This window comes from Streptomyces sp. CHD11 (assembly GCF_018638295.1).
GTDB lineage: Bacteria > Actinomycetota > Actinomycetes > Streptomycetales > Streptomycetaceae > Streptomyces.
The window spans coordinates 108,900-125,620 of the sequence record NZ_JABTTS010000008.1; the positions used below are offsets into that span (position 1 = coordinate 108,900).

At 70.3% G+C, this 16,721-nt stretch carries 13 protein-coding genes; 8 read left to right on the plus strand and 5 right to left on the minus strand.

The annotated features are described in order from the left end of the window. The first annotated feature begins 94 nt into the window (after nt 1-94). The 4 genes from HTV45_RS10325 to HTV45_RS10340 are packed head-to-tail and all read left to right on the plus strand — an operon-like array spanning nt 95 to nt 4,788. On the plus strand, nt 95-1,453 hold the full coding sequence (locus HTV45_RS10325) for an extracellular solute-binding protein (protein WP_215205379.1): 1,359 nt from the start codon (nt 95-97) through the stop codon (nt 1,451-1,453). Next, entirely contained in the window at nt 1,450-2,391 is a 942-nt protein-coding gene (locus HTV45_RS10330; RefSeq protein WP_215205380.1) for a carbohydrate ABC transporter permease, read from the plus strand. The genes HTV45_RS10325 and HTV45_RS10330 overlap by 4 nt, the downstream gene beginning before the upstream one ends. Beyond that, nucleotides 2,388-3,254, plus strand: coding sequence for a carbohydrate ABC transporter permease (locus HTV45_RS10335; protein WP_215205381.1), 867 nt, complete (start codon nt 2,388-2,390; stop codon nt 3,252-3,254). Before HTV45_RS10330 ends, HTV45_RS10335 begins: the two co-directional genes overlap by 4 nt. Nucleotides 3,255-3,282: 28 nt before the next feature. Then, on the plus strand, nt 3,283-4,788 hold the full coding sequence (locus HTV45_RS10340) for an alpha-N-arabinofuranosidase (RefSeq protein ID WP_215205382.1): 1,506 nt from the start codon (nt 3,283-3,285) through the stop codon (nt 4,786-4,788). Between the two features lie 31 nt (nt 4,789-4,819). Here the strand turns inward: HTV45_RS10340 and HTV45_RS10345 are convergent, their stop codons facing one another. Continuing rightward, nucleotides 4,820-7,582 carry a beta-galactosidase gene (locus tag HTV45_RS10345; protein WP_215205383.1) on the minus strand — a complete coding sequence of 921 codons (2,763 nt, stop codon included), beginning with the start codon at nt 7,580-7,582 and terminating at the stop codon, nt 4,820-4,822. 299 nt (nt 7,583-7,881) lie between these two features. Between HTV45_RS10345 and HTV45_RS10350 the strand changes: the two genes are divergently transcribed. Then, nucleotides 7,882-8,532: a DUF4360 domain-containing protein gene (locus HTV45_RS10350; RefSeq protein ID WP_215205384.1), complete on the plus strand. Its 651-nt coding sequence runs from the start codon at nt 7,882-7,884 to the stop codon at nt 8,530-8,532. 72 nt (nt 8,533-8,604) lie between these two features. Here the strand turns inward: HTV45_RS10350 and HTV45_RS10355 are convergent, their stop codons facing one another. From HTV45_RS10355 to HTV45_RS10370, 4 genes are all read right to left on the minus strand, one after another. Next, nucleotides 8,605-9,816 (minus strand): helix-turn-helix domain-containing protein, encoded by a 1,212-nt coding sequence (locus tag HTV45_RS10355; protein ID WP_215205385.1) that lies wholly within the window; start codon nt 9,814-9,816, stop codon nt 8,605-8,607. A gap of 238 nt (nt 9,817-10,054) precedes the next feature. Further along, nucleotides 10,055-10,996 carry a hypothetical protein gene (locus tag HTV45_RS10360; protein WP_215205386.1) on the minus strand — a complete coding sequence of 314 codons (942 nt, stop codon included), beginning with the start codon at nt 10,994-10,996 and terminating at the stop codon, nt 10,055-10,057. A 70-nt stretch (nt 10,997-11,066) separates the two neighbouring features. Continuing rightward, nucleotides 11,067-12,629, minus strand: a complete 1,563-nt coding sequence (locus HTV45_RS10365; protein ID WP_368860816.1) for a DUF6801 domain-containing protein — start codon at nt 12,627-12,629, stop codon at nt 11,067-11,069. A gap of 161 nt (nt 12,630-12,790) precedes the next feature. Beyond that, nucleotides 12,791-13,423, minus strand: coding sequence for a hypothetical protein (locus HTV45_RS10370; RefSeq protein ID WP_215205388.1), 633 nt, complete (start codon nt 13,421-13,423; stop codon nt 12,791-12,793). Nucleotides 13,424-14,142: 719 nt separating this feature from the next. Here HTV45_RS10370 and HTV45_RS10375 point away from each other — a divergent pair. The 3 genes from HTV45_RS10375 to HTV45_RS10385 are packed head-to-tail and all read left to right on the plus strand — an operon-like array spanning nt 14,143 to nt 16,721. Continuing rightward, the gene (locus HTV45_RS10375) at nt 14,143-15,147 is read left to right on the plus strand and encodes an ABC transporter ATP-binding protein (protein WP_215205389.1); all 1,005 of its coding nucleotides are present in this window, start codon (nt 14,143-14,145) and stop codon (nt 15,145-15,147) included. Continuing rightward, nucleotides 15,144-15,908, plus strand: coding sequence for an ABC transporter permease (locus HTV45_RS10380; protein WP_215205390.1), 765 nt, complete (start codon nt 15,144-15,146; stop codon nt 15,906-15,908). Before HTV45_RS10375 ends, HTV45_RS10380 begins: the two co-directional genes overlap by 4 nt. Nucleotides 15,909-15,914: 6 nt before the next feature. Continuing rightward, nucleotides 15,915-16,721, plus strand: coding sequence for an ABC transporter permease (locus HTV45_RS10385; protein WP_215205391.1), 807 nt, complete (start codon nt 15,915-15,917; stop codon nt 16,719-16,721).

A 16,721-nucleotide genomic window follows, 5' to 3' on the forward strand; every position in this document is an offset into this window, starting at 1 on the left:
CTACGGTCCGGTTCGAAGTTACGAGCGGCATTCGAGATACCGAACAGAGTCTCGGGCAGTGGCTTGGGGTAATCATGAGCAGAGGGGGCAGGGTATGGGACGACCTGGCCTGAATCGCAGGCAACTCCTCGCCGGAGTAGGCGGGTTGACGGTCGCCGGAAGCTTCGGCTTTGCGGCGCTCGGGACGGGAGCCGACGCGCTCGCCTCCGGGGCGGACACCCGCGTGCGCTACTGGAACCTCTTCAGCGGCGGCGACGGATACAACATGATCGCGATGCTGGACTCCTTCCGCGCGGAGCATCCGGACACCGAGGTGAAGGACTCCACCCTCCAGTGGGGCAGCCCCTTCTACACCAAACTCGCCATGGCCGCCGCGGGCAACCGCGCCCCCGACCTCGGCGTCATGCACCTGGGCCGGGTCACCGGATTCTCACCCGGCCGTCTCCTCGACCCCTGGGACACCGACCTGCTCGCCAAGTACGGCGTGCGAGAAGCGGACTTCAACCCGGAACTGTGGAAACGCGGCGTGATCGACGGCAAGCTCTACGCGCTCCCGCTGGACATCCACGTCCAGCTCTGCTTCTACCGCAAGGACGTACTCGAGCGGGCCGGCCTGCTGGACCCCGACGGCCGCATGGTGCGAGTCACCTCCACCGACGAGTGGTTCGACGTGCTGAAGGAAGCCCGGAAGGCCACTGCGAAGGGTCTGCAGACGATCGGCCTGTGGCACAACGACCAGAACTTCCAGTGGTGGTTCTTCGTCGCCTTCTACACCCAGCTCGGCGGCACCTGGTTCAACGACGCCCAGACCGAGGTCACCTTCGACACCGGCAAGGCCACCCAGGTCCTCGAGTTCCTGCGCCGCCACATCACCGACGGACACGCCGACCCCGGCTTCGGCGGCGGCGCGGGTGCCGAACAGTTCGTCAACGGCGCCCCGTTCGCCTGGGAGGGCAACTGGTCGGTGCCCGTCTTCGACGGCGCGAAGCTCGACTACGGAGCCACCCCGCTGCCACCCGTCTTCGGCAGGCAGGCCACCCACGCCGAGTCCCACGCCTTCGTCCTCCCGCACCAGGCGGACCGGGGCGGTGCGGCCGACGAGGGCGCTCACCGGCTCGCCGCCCACGTCGTCCGGAACGCGCTCGCCTGGGCCGGCGGCGGCCACATTCCCGCCCACACGCCCACCCTGACCACGGACGCGTACCGCAAGCTCACCCCGCAGAGCGAGTACGTCTCGGCCATGGACCACCAGGCCACCGAACCCAAGGTGTGGTTCGCCGGCTCCACCGGCATCCTCGCCCAGCGCGTCGGCCCGCTCGTCGTCTCCTCCACGGTGGGCTCCGCCGCGCCGGACGCCGTCGCCCGCCGGATGGAGAGCACCCTCACCCGGCTCCTCGCCACCAAGAACCCCATGGACGGCCGCACGGCCGCGCAGGGAGGTGCGCTCGCATGACGACGACCAGCGCCGGGACCGCCATCCGCCCCGCCCGTGTGAAGACCGCCGCCGCCGGTGTCACCGTCCGCCGGGGGCAGGGCTTCCAGCACGGCGGGTGGTTCGTCGCCCCCTTCCTCGCCGTGTTCGCGCTCTTCGTGATCTGGCCCCTGCTCCGCGGCCTCTACCTCAGCTTCACCGACGCCAACATCTCCGGCGACGGCGCGAGCTTCGTCGGCCTCGACAACTACCGCGAGGCCCTCGACGACCCCCTCGTGTGGGACTCCTTCGGCCACAGCGCCTACTTCACACTGCTCGTCGTCCCCTGCATCACGGTCCTCGCCTTCCTCCTCGCCATGCTCGCCCACCACATCGAACGCGGGAAGTGGCTGTGGCGGTTGTGCTTCTTCATGCCGTTCCTGCTGCCGTCCACCGTCGCCGCCAACCTGTGGCAGTGGCTGTTCAACCCCGGCACCGGCATGATCAACCATGTCTTCGGCATCGGGACACCCTGGCTCACCGACAAGTCGTACGCCATGCTCGCCGTCGTCATCACCACCCTGTGGTGGACCGTCGGCTTCAGTTTCCTGCTGTACCTCGCTGCCCTGCAGGGCGTCCCCGCCCACCTCTACGAGGCCGCCAGGCTCGACGGCGCGAATGCCTGGCACCGCATGGTCCACATCACCCTGCCGATGCTGCGCAACATCACCGGCCTCGTCGTCGCCCTGCAGATCCTCGCCTCGCTCCAGGTCTTCGACCAGGCCGTCGTCATCCAGGACTTCGGCCCGGGACCCGAGGAATCGACCCGCACCTTCGTGCAGTACACCCTCGAACAGGGCTTCACCAGCTACCGCGTGGGCTACGCCTCCGCCATCTCCATCATCTTCTTCGTGATCATCGCGGCCGTCGCCCTCGCCCGGATGTGGCTGCTGCGCAACCGTGAGGAGGGCGGCCGATGACCACCGCCGCACAGCGGGTACCGGCGGCTACGCCCCGCCGGTCCTGGACCCCGAGCCAGATCGTGCTCACCCTCCTCGGCACCGCCGTCTCCGTGGTGTTCCTCGCGCCGTTCGCCTGGGCGCTGTTCACCTCGCTGAAGTCGGAGACCGAGGCCGTCGAGGTACCGCCGCACTGGCTCCCCCGGAACTGGACCGGCCAGGCGTGGACGGCCGTGCTCGAGAACGGCAACATCACCAACTGGTTCGTGAACTCACTGGTCGTCTCCGTATGCGTGACCGCCGTGGTGCTGGTCGTGGCCGCACTCGCCGGATACGGCTTCGCCCGCACCGAGTTCCGCGGCAAGAGCGTCCTGCTGGGCGTGGTCATGACCGGGCTGATGGTCTCGCCCGCCGTCCTCGGTGTCCCCCTGTTCACCACCGTCCAGCAGATGGGCATGGTCGACACCTACTGGGGCATGATCCTGCCCCAGTGCGCGCCCGCCGCGATGGTCTACATCCTCTACAAGTTCTTCCAGGGCATCCCGCGCGAACTGGAGGAGGCCGCCTTCATCGACGGCGCCGGCCGCTGGCGGGTCTTCCTCACGATCATCGTGCCGCTCTCCCGCCCCTCTCTCGCAGCCGTCGGCATCTTCACCTTCATCAGCTCGTGGAACAACTTCCTGTGGCCCTACATGGTCACCAACAACCCCGACCTGATGACCATGCCGAACGGCATCGCGACCGTCATGAACTCCTACGGCATCCAGTGGGCCCAGCTCATGGCCGGCGGCCTCATGGCGGGCCTGCCGCTGATCATCGTCTTCGTCTTCTTCCAGCGCCAGATCGTGGCGGGCGTCGCCCACACCGGCCTGGCAGGTCAGTGATTTCCGCCGAGCCCCCGAAAGGACCACATTGCGCACCGCCCGCTTCACCCTCGACCCCGCCTTCACCGTCGGCGAAGTCAACCCCCGGCTCTTCGGCTCGTTCGTGGAACACCTCGGCCGCTGCGTCTACACCGGCGTCTTCGAACCGGGCCACCCCACCGCGGACCCGGAGGGAATCCGCGGGGACGTCCTCGACCTCGTCAGGGAGCTCGGAGTCACCACCATCCGCTACCCCGGTGGCAACTTCGTCTCCGGTTACCGGTGGGAGGACTCGGTCGGCCCCGCCGAGAACCGTCCCCGCCGGCTCGACCTCGCCTGGCGCACCACGGAGTCCAACCGCTTCGGCCTCTCCGAGTACATCGCGTTCCTCAGGAAGATCGGTCCCCAGGCCGAACCCATGATGGCCGTCAACCTCGGCACCCGGGGAGTCGCCGAGGCCATTCAGCTCCAGGAGTACGCCAACCACCCCTCCGGCACCGCCCTGTCGGACCTGCGCGCCGAGCACGGCGACAAGGACCCCTTCGGGATCCGGCTCTGGTGCCTGGGCAACGAGCTGGACGGCCCCTGGCAGACCGGCCACAAGACCGCCGAGGAGTACGGCCGCGTCGCGGCCGAGACCGCGCGCGCCATGCGCCAGATCGACCCGGGCGTCGAACTCGTCGCCTGCGGCTCCTCCGGGCAGTCGATGGAGACCTTCGCCGCATGGGAGGCGACGGTCCTGAAGGAGACGTACGACTTCGTCGACCACATCTCCCTGCACGCCTACTACGAGCCGCACGACGGCGACGTCGACTCCTTCCTCGCCTCCGCCGTCGACATGGAGTCCTTCATCGAGAACGTGGTCGCCACGTGCGACCACGTCGGCGCCCTCCTCAAGTCCAAGAAGAAGATCAACCTCTCCTTCGACGAGTGGAACGTCTGGTACATGTCCCGTGCCGACGCCCAGGTCAGCGCCCTGGACTGGCCCGAGGCGCCACGCCTGCTCGAGGACAGCTACAGCGTCACCGACGCGGTCGTCCTCGGCTCGCTGCTCATCGCGCTGCTCCGGCACGCCGACCGCGTGACCGTCGCCTGTCTCGCCCAGCTGGTCAACGTGATCGCCCCGATCATGACCGAGCCGGGCGGCCCGGCCTGGCGGCAGACGACCTTCTTCCCGTTCGCCCAGGCGTCGAGGTACGGCCGCGGCGAGGTCCTCGACGTGCGGGTGGACTCGCCCACCTACCGGACGGAGAAGTACGGCGAGACCGATCTGCTGCACGCCACCGCCGTACGGGGGCAGGACGGCACGGTCACCGTCTTCGCGGTCAACCGCTGCCGCACCGGGGCGCTGCCCCTGGAGGTGGCGCTGGGCGGCCTCGGCCTCACCTCGGTCGTCGAGCACAGCGTCCTGGCCGACGCCGACCCCGGCGCCCGCAACACCCTCGCCGAGCCCGGGCGGGTCGTCCCGCACCCGGCCGAGGGCACGGTCCTGGAGGACGGGCGGCTCTCCGCCGTACTGGAGCCGCTGTCCTGGAACGTGATCCGGCTGGCGTGAACCGGGACGCCCCGCCGTGGAGGCGGCGGGCTCACCCTCCCGGTGAGTCCGCCGCCTCCACCGCCTTCACCGGGACTCCGCCCCGCGCCGCACCCAGCAGCGTCAGCCGTACCTCGCCCGGTCCCGAGGGCGTGGTCCCATCGGACAGCACGGCAAGGGCCAGGGTGTTGCGGCCCCGTGTGCGCAGGATTCCGTTCGGCAGGACGAAGGTGTGCCGCCCCTCCACATCGTTGAGGTACTGGCCCATGTTCCAGCCGTTGAGGAAGACCTGGACGCGGTAGGCGCGCTCCGGATCGTCCTTGAGGGTGAGCCCCACCGAGGCGTCCATGTCCGGCGCGATACCGAGCCGGAAGTCCGTGCGGTACCAGGTCACGCCCTGCCGCCGTTCGCCGCGCGGGAGGTCGGCGGTCCGCCACTCCCGGTCGTCGTGGTCCGGCAGGTGCCAGCCCTCGCGCTCCCCGTGCAGCCCGCCGTTGTTCAGGGGCCCGCGCACCCGGTCCGGTGCCGGGGCCCCCTGGATCCGCCACTCCACGCTCGGTGAGCCGCCCCCGAACCCGGCGGCCGTCAGCCCGCGCGCGGCCGTGTGGGCGTCCCGGGCCCGCCCGCCCCCGTCGTGCGCCATCGGCCGGACGAGTACGGACAGCACATGCCGTTCCCGCGTGCGCAGCCCCTCCGGCACGGCGAAGGCGGCCGTGGCCGTCCATGTCCCCTGCTCCGCCGCCTCCCCGTCCGGGGCCGGCATGCGATGGGTGCCGAGGGGACGTCCGTCCAGCCAGGCCATCAGCAGACCGTGCGCCCCCGTGCTGTAGGACAGGGACACCGAGGTGATGCCGCGGGTGTCGGTCAGCCGGCCCCGGTACCAGACGTCGCCGTAGTGGAAGCCGTAGTCGTCCGCGAAGAGGACCGGTCCGCCCCCGGGCACGGGCGTGACACTGTGCGACGACGTCCGGTCGGCGACCGTCCACCCCGAGTCGTCGAAGTCCCGCCGGGCCTCGGGATTTCCCTCACGCCGCCGCCAGCCGCCCAGTCCGGGCAGCTCCACACCCGGCGCGTCCGGCATCAGCCCGTCCATCACCAGGCTCCGGGCCCGGCCGAGGTAGGTGCGCACCGGCTCCCCGTTCCAGGTCACCTCGGTGATCCCGCGCGGTCCCCAGACCTCCACCCCGGTGTCCTGTTCGACGTCACCGACGAGGTGGACGGTGGAGCCGCGCAGGGTCGCGGAGCGCAGCATCGCCGGGCCGAAGACCAGCAGGGAGCCGGACGGGGTCTCGTACGGCCACAGGCGCAGCGCGGTCGCGTCGTCGGCGAACAGCAGCACCATGGGTGTGTCGGAGTCCCCCTTCTTGACGAGGACCCGGCTCAGCCCGCCCACGCCCAGCGGCACGACGACGTTCAGCCTGCCCCGCCCGTAGGTCCAGGCGGGCTCGTCGTCGGCCCGGTCGACGTTCGGCTGGCGGTCACAGTCCAGCGCGACCTGGGCCGTCTCGCCCTCGCGGCCGACGAACACGGCGACGTCCACCCGCCCGGCGGCCATGCTCAGCATGGGCTGCGCGGTGGTGTACGCGAGTTTCCGCCGGCCCAGGTCCAGCCCGGAGACGAGCAGCTTGGCGTCGTTGGGTGCCACACTGACCGGCACCTCGATCCCGGTGTCCGGCAGCATCGAGTCGACCCGTTCGCCGGTGTCGTTGCGCAGGACGTACACCTGGGCGCCGGTGTCGGGGTTGGTCAGGTGGTCCACGGTCAGGCGCCGGTCGGCCGCCCGCACCGCCTCCGCCGGGACCAGCCGGGCGAGGTCGGGCACCGTCCGCACCAGGTGCCCGAACTGCTGGAGCGGGGCCAGCCGGGGTGTGGGCCGGCGTCCCTCGTCGATCGGTGTGCCCGGACCGGAGGAGACGTGGCCGTCCGAGCCGGGCAGCCAGCCCCACGAGGTGCCGCCGAACACCGGACGGACGTGCTGCGCGGTGATCCCCCGGGCCAGGTCGCCCAGGTGGCCGCTCCGCTCGTACCCGGCGCCGACACGGAACCCGGGCGTCGGCCTGCCGTTCCCGTGGGGCACGAACACCCCGTCGCCGTGGAACAGCGGTACGTCGATGCGGTCGGCGCGTGCCTTCGCGTACTGACGTGCCGTCAGGGCGTGTCCGGCCGGGTCGGCGGGCCCCCCGGCCGGGTCCTCGAGCCGGTACAGCAGTACGGTGCCGCCGCCCGCGGTGTACAGGTGCCGGACGGCGATGGAGTGGACGGCGCTCAGCCAGGCGTCGGCGTGCCGCAGATACTCCGGGTCGTCGCTCCGCGCGGTGGCCCCGACGGTGGTCAGCCATCCGGGGAGGCCCCCGGCGTCCACATCGGGGCCGAGGCGGGGACCCGGGCGCAGGACGACGTACAGCCGCTCCTCGGCGGCCGTGTCCAGGAACAGGTTCAGATCCCGGACCCCGGTGAAGTCGTGCTTCCCGGGCGCGGGGGAGTGGTAGTTCCACGGCACGGGGACCTGGACGGCGTTGTGCCCGTGGGCGCGCAGCTTCTGCAGCACGTCCCGCCACAGGGACGGGCTCGGCAGCCGGAAGGGGTGCAGCTCGGCCGACCACAGCATCAGGCGCCGGCCGTCGACCAGCAGGGAGTGCCGGTCGAAGCCGACCCGGTGCCGTCTGCCGTCGGCGCTCGGCAAGGGGGGCGGCGGTCCGGTCGGTACGACGCGCGGGCCCTGCGGTCCGCTCACCGCTCCGCCGCTGCCGGCCAGCGCGACGCCGAGCGCCGCCGTGCCGGCCAGGGCGGTGAAGGTTCGCCTGCTGAGCTCCAAGGGAGCGCCCTCCTGTGGTCCTGCCGCGCGTGGTGCTGGTGGGCCATTGTCCACGAACGGGAACGTTCTGTTCACACGCACCTCCCGGTACGCCCCTTGTGTCCTGACGGGTCATGGCAGAAGTGAATGGCCAAAGTTCGCGCTGTCCGGCGGCCGCGGGGTTCGTACGATGCGAGCACTCCCGGTCTTCACCGCACCTTCATGCCTCCTTCACGAAAGCCGGGAGCGCGTGCCGCTGTACTTGGCATGTGCATGACGCTTCAACCAAAACCGCACCCCCCACTCGAGGATGGAGAATCATGGCTGGTGGCATGCTCATGAGCGCGGCGGTGGCCGCGCTCCTCACCGCCGCGATACCCGCGCACAACCCGTCGACCGGTTTCGAGGACCCGCCGCCGGACAAGATCGTCATCAAGGTCGCCACAGTGAACGGATCGGGATGCCCCCAGGGCACGGCGGCCGTCGCCGTCTCGGCCGACAACACCGCCTTCACCGTGACCTACAGTGACTACCTCGCCCAGGCCGGCGGGAACTCCGACCCCACGGCGTCGCGCAAGAACTGCCAGCTCAGCCTGCTGGTCCACGTCCCCCAGGGCTTCACCTACGCCATCGCCAGCGCGGACTACCGGGGCTTCGCCTCGCTCCAGCCCGGCGCGAAGGGCACGCAGAGAGCGTCGTACTACTTCCAGGGCTCCCCGAACACGGAGTACCGCACCCACGCCTTCGCGGGCCCGCACGACGACAACTGGCAGGCCACGGACGAGACCGACTGGGCGCAGCTGGTCTACGCGCCCTGCGGAGTCCAGCGCAACTTCAACATCAACACGGAGCTGCGCGTGAGCGCCGGGACCTCGTCGCCCGACCGGGTCAGCTTCATGACCATGGACTCCACGGACGGCGACATCAGCACGACGTACCACATGGCGTGGATGGAGTGCCCGGACGACTGAACCGTCCCCGGGGGGCGGGCGGGCCGGCGCGCTCGCGCACGGTCCCGCCCGCTCCGCCGCCTGCCGCGGGGGTCATTCCGCGCTGTCGTGGCTCCGCAGGTGCAGCGCGCGCAGCGCGACCTCCAGGGCGAAGCGGTGGTCGGGGTCGGCGAGCCGGTCGCCCAGATAGGTGTCCAGGGTCCGCAGGCGGTAGCGGACCGTCTGGGCGTGCACGCCCAGCATTTCGCCCACCTGCTCCGCGGGCGCCCGGGTGGAGACGTGGACCCGGAGGGTCTCGACGAGCCGGTCGCGCCGCCTGGCGGTCAGCTTGTCGAGCGGGGCCAGCTCCCGTGCCGCGACCCGGTCGACGAGGGCGGAGTCGGAGAGCAGCCACAGGGTCGTCAGATGATCCTCGCAGCGGACGAGCGGGGCGTCGGGCACGGCCTCGTCGTCGACCAGCTGGAGCGTCCGGCGGGCCCAGCGGACGGAATCGGCGGCCTGCGCGACCGGCACGGTCAGACCCACCGCGGCGCGGGTGCCGGCCAGGGCGGTGCGGAGCATGTCGAGCCGTTCGGGGGTGAGGTCCCCGGGGACGAGCAGATGCGGCTGCGGTATGTCCAGGTCGGCCAGGACGTCCCGGTCGAGCCCCGCCTGGATGTGTTCCGGCACCGGAGGGCGCAGGGCGACCAGGAAACACGACGTGGGCAGCTCCCAGGCGGCGGCCTTGCACAGTTCCGAGACGGCCGGCCGGGGGAGGGGCGAGGAGGACAGGAGGACGTGCAGTAACTGTCTTCGTAACGCCGACTCCTCGGTGGCCGCTCTCTCCCGTACCTCCGCGAACCCCTCGCGGGTGACCGCCTCCAGTTCCTCGACATACGCGAACAGGGCGTCGGCGAAACCGAGGATGAGCGTGGGGGAGAGGCTGTACTGCCGCCCCAGCGTTCTCGCCCGGCGCAGCGCGATACGGGCGCCCAGCCGGTAGGCGCCCTGCAGGACCTCCAGGTCGCGGCCCTCGTAGGCCTCCACCCGGCCGAATCTGCGCAGCAGTTCGTCCCGCAGTTCGGAGCTGCTGGACGGATCGGCGACCCGGTCCACGAAGGCGGTCAGCGCCTGCTCGACGCCCTGGCGGATCGCGTCGCCGTCCGGGCCGTTGAGCAGCCTGCCGTACACCGGATAGGCACGGGTGACCTCGGTCCGTATCTCGTTCAGCAGTCCCGGGAGCTGCGGCCGCATGAAGGCCGCGAACTGCTTGGGGAGGGGGTCGAGTGGTTCACCGAGCACCGAAGGACGCGCACTTGAGGGCATGAGTGTTCCCTTGCTCTCCGACATGTCCGGTGGCGGGGGCGGCCGGGTCCCGCCCGCGTCGGGCAGTACCCGGACCGTTCCTCTGGGTGGTCACCGGTCTGGACAGCTGACGGTAAATCAACTTGGTTGGGTTGTACATGTCCTGGTGAGAAAGCGGTGTCGGTCGTGCGCGTCCGTGGGTGGTTGTGGACGGGCGGTGGCGGGGGCGGCCGTGGGGGAGCCGGCCCCGCGGGTCCTGTTATCCGACGGCGGAGTGCCAGTTCTCCGCCAGGATCCGGCCGGCGTCCGGGGCGGCGGTCCCGGGCGCGTTGAGGCCGGTGAGGTGGGTCTGGGTGTTCTCGAGGGTGAGACTGTTGTGCCCGGCGGCCGAGGGCAGGCCGGTCTTGGCGTTCACCGCGGCGTTGATCAGGCCGACGTTCAGGCCGCAGCCGGTGGCGGCGGGGACCGCGAAGGTGCTGTCGTTCTGCGGGGCGCCGGTGAGGTCGATCCGGCTCATCTCACCGGCCGGGTCCGGGGTGCCGTCGCCCTGGAAGAAGCTCATGCCGAACGCCGGGTAGTCGCGGTTCTCGGGGCGCAGCACGATCGGGTCGGCGGCCGTCCCGATGTAGCACTTGCTGCCGAGGAGCGGGTTCTCCAGGTGGATGCGGACCGGCAGGGCGACGATGGGCAGGTCCGTGAGGGCGCCCGCGGTCTGGTCGAAGGCGTAGGGTGCGCCGACGGACTCCATGGTCGCGGTGATCTTGTTGAGGCTGGAGTTCTCCAGTGACTTGCAGATGCCCGTGATCACGAAGATGTCGCTCGGGCACATCAGGCCGAGCAGCCCGCCGGGCACGGTGGCGGGCTCGGCGACCAGCGCGCCGGAGTCGGGTGCCACCACGGTGCTGGTGCCGTCACCGTTCTGCACGACGCCCATCTGGAGGCTGGTCCTCCCCGTGACCACGGTGGTGTCGCCCAGTTTGATGGAGCCTCTGGCCGAGGTGGAGACCACGCACTGGGGGGTCCTGTCGAAGCCGTCGGCGGTCAGCATCGCCGGGTGGTCCACGGGGCAGCGGGTGAAGGGGGCCCATTCGCCGTTCAGCGTGGGCTCGGCCGCGGTCGCGGTACCCAGGGAGGCGAGGGCGCCGAGCGCGGTCAGCGCGGAGACGGTGGCGAGTCGGGTGCGGGTGGAGAGCCGGGGCATGGGGATGACCTTTCGTGGGTCCGTGGGTCCGTGGATTCGTGGGTTCGTGAAGGTGGGAGGGCGGGACGGTTCAGCGTTCGGCGACCGGAATCTGGTAGGGCTGGAGGTCCTGCGTGCACTGGCCCCGGGTCTCCGGGGTCTCGAAGACCGGGACGAGGGGTGTGCACGTCTGGCCCTGGACCTGCTTGATGTAGTTGCCGGGACCGGAGACGGAGGCGGTGAGCAGACGGTCGAGGTCCTCGCCGTCGGTGCCGCAGCCGGTGAAGGCCGGGATGGTCACCTCGCCGGACAGCGGTCCGCCGGTGAGGATCGTGTAGCCGGTGGAGTCCTCGCCGAAGACCTGTTCGGCCTTGCCGTACAGCACCACATGGTCACCGGGATGCTTCGCCGGGTCCGGGTCGGCGGAGGTGAGGGACTTCTCGGTCCGGCAACCGGAACCGACGTCCAGGGGCACCCCGTTGACCTCGAGAGCGGTGACCTGGGCGATCAGGGGAACCCGTACGTGGCTCACCGTGGTGATGAAGAAGTCGGAGAAGCGCATCTTCATCCGCGCGTCGATCCGCAGGGGACCCGTCTGCTTCAGGACCATGGTGGCCTTCACCGGGGCGAAGTCGAAGGAGAGGAAGGTGCTGTCGTAGGGCGGCGTCTCCTTGCGTCCCTGGTAATCGAACTGGCCGTACGCCGTCATCTCCATGACCAGGTGTTCCGGGTCGAAGGGCTCGTCGGGCGGGGGCTGGAACTCTCCCCCTTCGACCAGCACGCAGGACGGCGGAAGGTACGAAGCGCCCTTCTGCTTCTTCACGTTGGCGTAGCCCGTGACGTAGGCGTTGAGTGACTGCGGCGTGGGCGGGTGCTGTTCGTCGTAGCGGCACGGCGGCACGTCACGGTCCGCGGCGGTGCCCGGTGAGTTCTCCAGCGCGCTCGGCGACCGGTCGCCCTGCTGGTCCTGGGGTTCGCTCCCCGGTGGCAGGGACGCGCCGTCGGACGCCGGTGCGGACGGTGAGCCGCCGGACCCCGGTGCGTGAGGACCGACCGGCACGACTGCCAGCAGCCCGTTGTCCGGCGCGTCCTCGGCGAGGGCGCAGTCGAGGGTGAGCGAGCCGGTTCCCGAGCTGCTTCCGGTGCCGTCCGCGGTGCTGTCCGCTGTGCCGTCCGCCGTGCCGAGCGTCAGGTCGAGCGTCAGGTCGAGCGCCAGGCCCCCGGCGGTGAAGGTCAGGTCGCCGTCGCTGCGGCCCGCCACCGAGGGGACGTCGCCCTTCATGGTCAGCGTCAGGGGCCCGGACGCCGGCAGGGCGACGGGCTCGGAGCTTCCCCGCCAGGTCGCCGCCGCCGAGGCCGAGTCCTGGGCCACACCGACGGCGAGCCGGGTCTCGGGGCGCACCTCGGCCGCGTCGCGCGCGGCGAGGTCCGCCACCGCCTGGGCCGGGAGCTCCACGGTGGTCGTGACGTCGGTGGGTGAGAACGCCTCGCCCGCCTTCACCCGTTGCGGGAAGTCCGCCGAGATCCGTACCGTCGCGGGCGACTCCCCCGAGGGGAGCGCGCAGACGTAGGGGAGTTCGGCGTCGACCTCCTGGGTGCCCGTGGCCGAGGCAGCGGTCGGGACCAGGGCGGCGAGCACGACGAACGCGGCCATCGAGGTGAGCTTGGCGCGCGCTCGGCGTGGCCGCGGGACGGCAGCACGTGGGGCTCTCATACAACTCCGCTCGGCGGAAGGGACGGTGTCGGCGGGATCCGGCGCGGAGCCCGCGAACGCCCGGCCGGGGTGCCGGCCGGGCGGGGTGAGCGGGTGGCGGCCTACGGGTTGGAACCGACGATGGTCGGGATGGTGTTCGTGCCGGCCACCTTGACGGCGTAGTTGCCCTTGAAGGTGGGCTTGGTGTTGACCGTGACGATGGCGCCGCAGTTGACGGGGTTGCTGACCGTCAGTTCACCGGCGACGCTGTTGACCGCCAGGATGCCGGTGCCGTTGGTGTAGGTGGCCGAGGCCTGGCCCGCCACCGTGAACTTGCAGATGCCGGCGCTCACGTTGGCCTTGACGTTGCCGACGTAGCCCTTGGTGACGCCGGTCGCGGCGTTGTAGTCCACCGCGACGACATCCCAGGGGGTGACGGCCACGGTGGTGACGTTGCCCAGGATGCTGGTGCACGGAGCGCCGGACGAACCGAAGTTCATGGTGCTGATGTCGGCGACGTCCCCCGGGTTGCCGGTGGTGCTCGCCATCGTCCCGCTCGCGTTCGACGCCGTGCAGGTCATCGGGATGGTGGCGGTCAGCACGATGTTGCCGACGTTCACGGCCTGGAAGGCGGCCGGCGAGGGGCTGACGGTCCACACCGTGGAGGGCACCGCGGAGGCGGTACCGGCGGTGAGGGCCAGTGCGGCCGCGGCCGCACCCGCCGCGACTGCTGATCTTTTCAGATAGGTCTTCATGGCTCGGTTGTCTCCTTGAGGGTTGACCGGCGAAGACGGGCCGTCACCGAAGTGGGAGAGGGAGCGGAAGTACGGCCCGCGGCTGGACGTCGACCGTCCATGAGCCATGACGTTACCGGCGGTAAACTTAGCCGAACAATGCGACGGTCCATGATTCTTTTGAAAAGGGAACAAGATGTTTCCCGGGTGAGTGGTCGGCCCCTCACCTTAGTCACCTGATGCCAAATCGGTAAAGAGCGGCCGGTGCGGTGTGAACGGCGCCGGGGCGCCGACCGCACCGGTCCCTCATGCTCACCGGACGACAAGTTACCGACGCGTTTTTGTGCCCGCGATGACAGGTTTCGCATGGCTGAAGTAGGTATCCCGGAAAACTCGGATTCCGGTGTTGCCCGGCGAGGTTACTCGGCCGTAACGTGCCGGTGCAGTGCTCGGTTCCAGGTCGGTGGCCCCCGCCGGCCGGAGCTCTGACGGACGGTTTCCGGCCCGCCCTCCCGCGGGTCCGGGCGTTCGTCGGCGGGGTCTCGCGCATCCACACCCCCCGGAGACGCGGGACCCCGCCCTGTCTCCCCGGAGACAAGTACGGGACCGGTGAGTTGTCTGCGCGGTGACAAGTTCGCACGAGCCGGAGGTGATCCGTGCCGCACCCGTTGTCGGCGTGCTCCGCGACGACCTAACGTGCGCCCGCAGCGCCTATTCGATGAACGTCCGCTGGAGGTGATATGGGAATCGAAGTAGTGGTCGAGGGTCTGACCAAGTCCTTCGGTAAGCAGAGCATCTGGCGGGACGTGTCACTCACTCTTCCGGCCGGAGAGGTCAGCGTGATGCTGGGCCCGTCCGGCACCGGGAAGACCGTGTTCCTGAAGTCGCTCATAGGTCTGCTGAAACCCGAGAAAGGCCGTGTCCTCATCGACGGAGTGGACATGGTGAACAGTCCCGAAAGGGATATCTACGAGACCCGTAAATTGTTCGGTCTCATGTTTCAGGACGGTGCCCTCTTCGGTTCCATGTCCCTTTTCGACAACATCGCCTTTCCGCTGCGCGAGCACACCCGCAAGAAGGAGTCCGAGATCCGCCGCACCGTCATGGAGCGGATCGAGGTCGTCGGGCTGCTGGGCGCGGAGGGCAAGCTCCCGGGCGAGATCAGCGGAGGCATGCGCAAGCGGGCCGGTCTGGCCCGCGCGCTCGTCCTGGACCCGCAGATCATCCTCTGCGACGAACCGGACTCCGGACTCGACCCGGTGCGCACCGCCTATCTCTCCCAGCTGCTCATCGACCTGAACGCGCAGATCGACGCGACGATGCTGATCGTCACCCACAACCTCGACATCGCCGCCACCGTGCCCGACAACATGGGGATGCTCTTCCGGCGCGAGCTGGTCACCTTCGGCCCGCGCGAGGTGCTGCTCACCAGCGAGGAGCCGGTCGTCTCCCAGTTCCTCGGCGGCCGGCGCGAGGGGCCCATCGGGATGTCCGAGGAGAAGGACGCGGCCACCCTCGCCGCGGAGGCCGGCGCCGCCCGCCCCGCCGGGCCCCGGGTGATCGTCCCGCAGCTCGAACCGTCGCCCGGCCTCCCGGCGCGACGGGCCGTCGCCCGCCGGCGCGAGCGAGTCATGGGCATGATCGATTCGTTGCCGCCCGCCGCACGCTCCGCCATCCGGGACACCTACGCGGCGAACGCCGGGGCGGCCACCCTGACGATGCCCGCCGCCGGGAGCGGCGCATGATCACCGGTGCGCTGCGGCAGACCGGCCGGCTCTTCGCGCTCGCCGCCGAGGTCAGCCGCGCCGTCTTCCGAAGACCCTTCCAGTTCCGCGAGTTCGTCGAGCAGTTCTGGTTCCTCGCGAGCGTGACCATCCTGCCCGCCGCCCTCGTCTCGATCCCCTTCGGCGCCGTCATCGCCCTCCAGGTCGGCTCCCTGACCCAGCAGCTGGGAGCCCAGTCGTTCACCGGCGGCGCCAGCGTCCTCGCCGTCGTCCAGCAGGCGAGCCCGCTCATCGTCGCCCTGCTGATCGCCGGCGCCGGCGGCTCGGCCATCTGCGCCGACCTCGGCTCACGCAAGATCCGCGAGGAACTCGACGCGATGGAGGTCATGGGCGTCTCGCCGGTGCAGCGGCTGGTCGTCCCCCGGGTCCTGGCCGCGATGGGCGTCGCCGTGCTGCTCAACGGACTGGTCTCCGTCGTCGGCATCCTCGGCGGCTACTTCTTCAACGTCGTCATGCAGGGCGGCACCCCCGGCGCCTACCTCTCCAGCTTCTCCGCCCTCGCCCAGCTGCCCGACCTGTACATCAGCGAACTCAAGGCGCTGATCTTCGGGTTCATCGCGGGCATCGTCGCCTCCTACCGGGGCCTCAACCCGCGCGGCGGCCCCAAGGGTGTCGGCGACGCCGTCAACCAGTCCGTCGTCATCACCTTCCTCCTGCTCTTCTTCGTCAACATGGTGATGACGGCCGTCTACCTCCAGATCGTCCCGCCGAAGGGAGGCTGAGGTCCGATGGCCTCCCCGCTCGCCCTGCTCGACCGCTCCGGCGACCAACTGCTCTTCTACGCGAAGGCACTGCTGTGGATCCCGCGGACCCTGCGCCGCTACCTCAAGGAGGTGCAGCGCCTCCTCGCCGAGGTGGCCTTCGGCTCCGGCGGCCTCGGCGTCATCGGCGGCACCATCGGCGTGATGATCGCGATGACGCTGTTCACCGGGACCGTCGTCGGACTCCAGGGCTACGCGGCCCTCGACCAGATCGGCACGGCCGCGTTCACCGGATTCGTCTCCGCCTACTTCAACACCCGCGAGATCGCCCCCCTCGTCGCCGGACTCGCCCTCTCCGCCACCGTCGGCGCCGGCTTCACCGCCCAGCTCGGCGCCATGCGCATCAACGAGGAGGTCGACGCACTCGAGGGCATGGGCATCCGCTCCATGCCCTACCTGGTCACCACCCGCATCATCGCCGGCGTCGTCGCCATCGTCCCGCTCTACGCGATCGGGCTGCTCTCCTCCTACCTCGCCTCCCGCTACGTGACCGTCCTGTTCAACGGGCAGTCCCGGGGGACGTACGACCACTACTTCAACCTCTTCCTCTCCCCGACGGACGTGCTGCTCTCCGTACTGAAGGTGCTGATCTTCAGCGTGATGGTGATCCTCGCCCACTGCTACTACGGATTCCGCGCCTCGGGCGGCCCGGCCGGTGTCGGTGTCGCCGTCGGCCGGTCGGTGCGCAACGCCATCGTGCTGATCAGCGTCACCGACTTCTTCCTGTCGCTGGCCCTGTGGGGCGCGACCACGACCGTGAAGGTGGCGGGGTGA

Excerpts from the sequence above, each read along its gene's own strand:
- HTV45_RS10360 (WP_215205386.1), bottom strand. The coding sequence starts at position 10,996 with ATGCCCCGGCTCTCCACCCGCACCCGACTCGCCACCGTCTCCGCGCTG.
- HTV45_RS10350 (WP_215205384.1), top strand. The coding sequence starts at position 7,882 with ATGGCTGGTGGCATGCTCATGAGCGCGGCGGTGGCCGCGCTCCTCACC.
- HTV45_RS10325 (WP_215205379.1), top strand. The coding sequence starts at position 95 with ATGGGACGACCTGGCCTGAATCGCAGGCAACTCCTCGCCGGAGTAGGC.
- HTV45_RS10330 (WP_215205380.1), top strand. The coding sequence starts at position 1,450 with ATGACGACGACCAGCGCCGGGACCGCCATCCGCCCCGCCCGTGTGAAG.
- HTV45_RS10335 (WP_215205381.1), top strand. The coding sequence starts at position 2,388 with ATGACCACCGCCGCACAGCGGGTACCGGCGGCTACGCCCCGCCGGTCC.
- HTV45_RS10365 (WP_368860816.1), bottom strand. The coding sequence starts at position 12,629 with ATGGCCGCGTTCGTCGTGCTCGCCGCCCTGGTCCCGACCGCTGCCTCG.
- HTV45_RS10370 (WP_215205388.1), bottom strand. The coding sequence starts at position 13,423 with ATGAAGACCTATCTGAAAAGATCAGCAGTCGCGGCGGGTGCGGCCGCG.
- HTV45_RS10385 (WP_215205391.1), top strand. The coding sequence starts at position 15,915 with ATGGCCTCCCCGCTCGCCCTGCTCGACCGCTCCGGCGACCAACTGCTC.
- HTV45_RS10380 (WP_215205390.1), top strand. The coding sequence starts at position 15,144 with ATGATCACCGGTGCGCTGCGGCAGACCGGCCGGCTCTTCGCGCTCGCC.
- HTV45_RS10375 (WP_215205389.1), top strand. The coding sequence starts at position 14,143 with ATGGGAATCGAAGTAGTGGTCGAGGGTCTGACCAAGTCCTTCGGTAAG.
- HTV45_RS10355 (WP_215205385.1), bottom strand. The coding sequence starts at position 9,816 with ATGCCCTCAAGTGCGCGTCCTTCGGTGCTCGGTGAACCACTCGACCCC.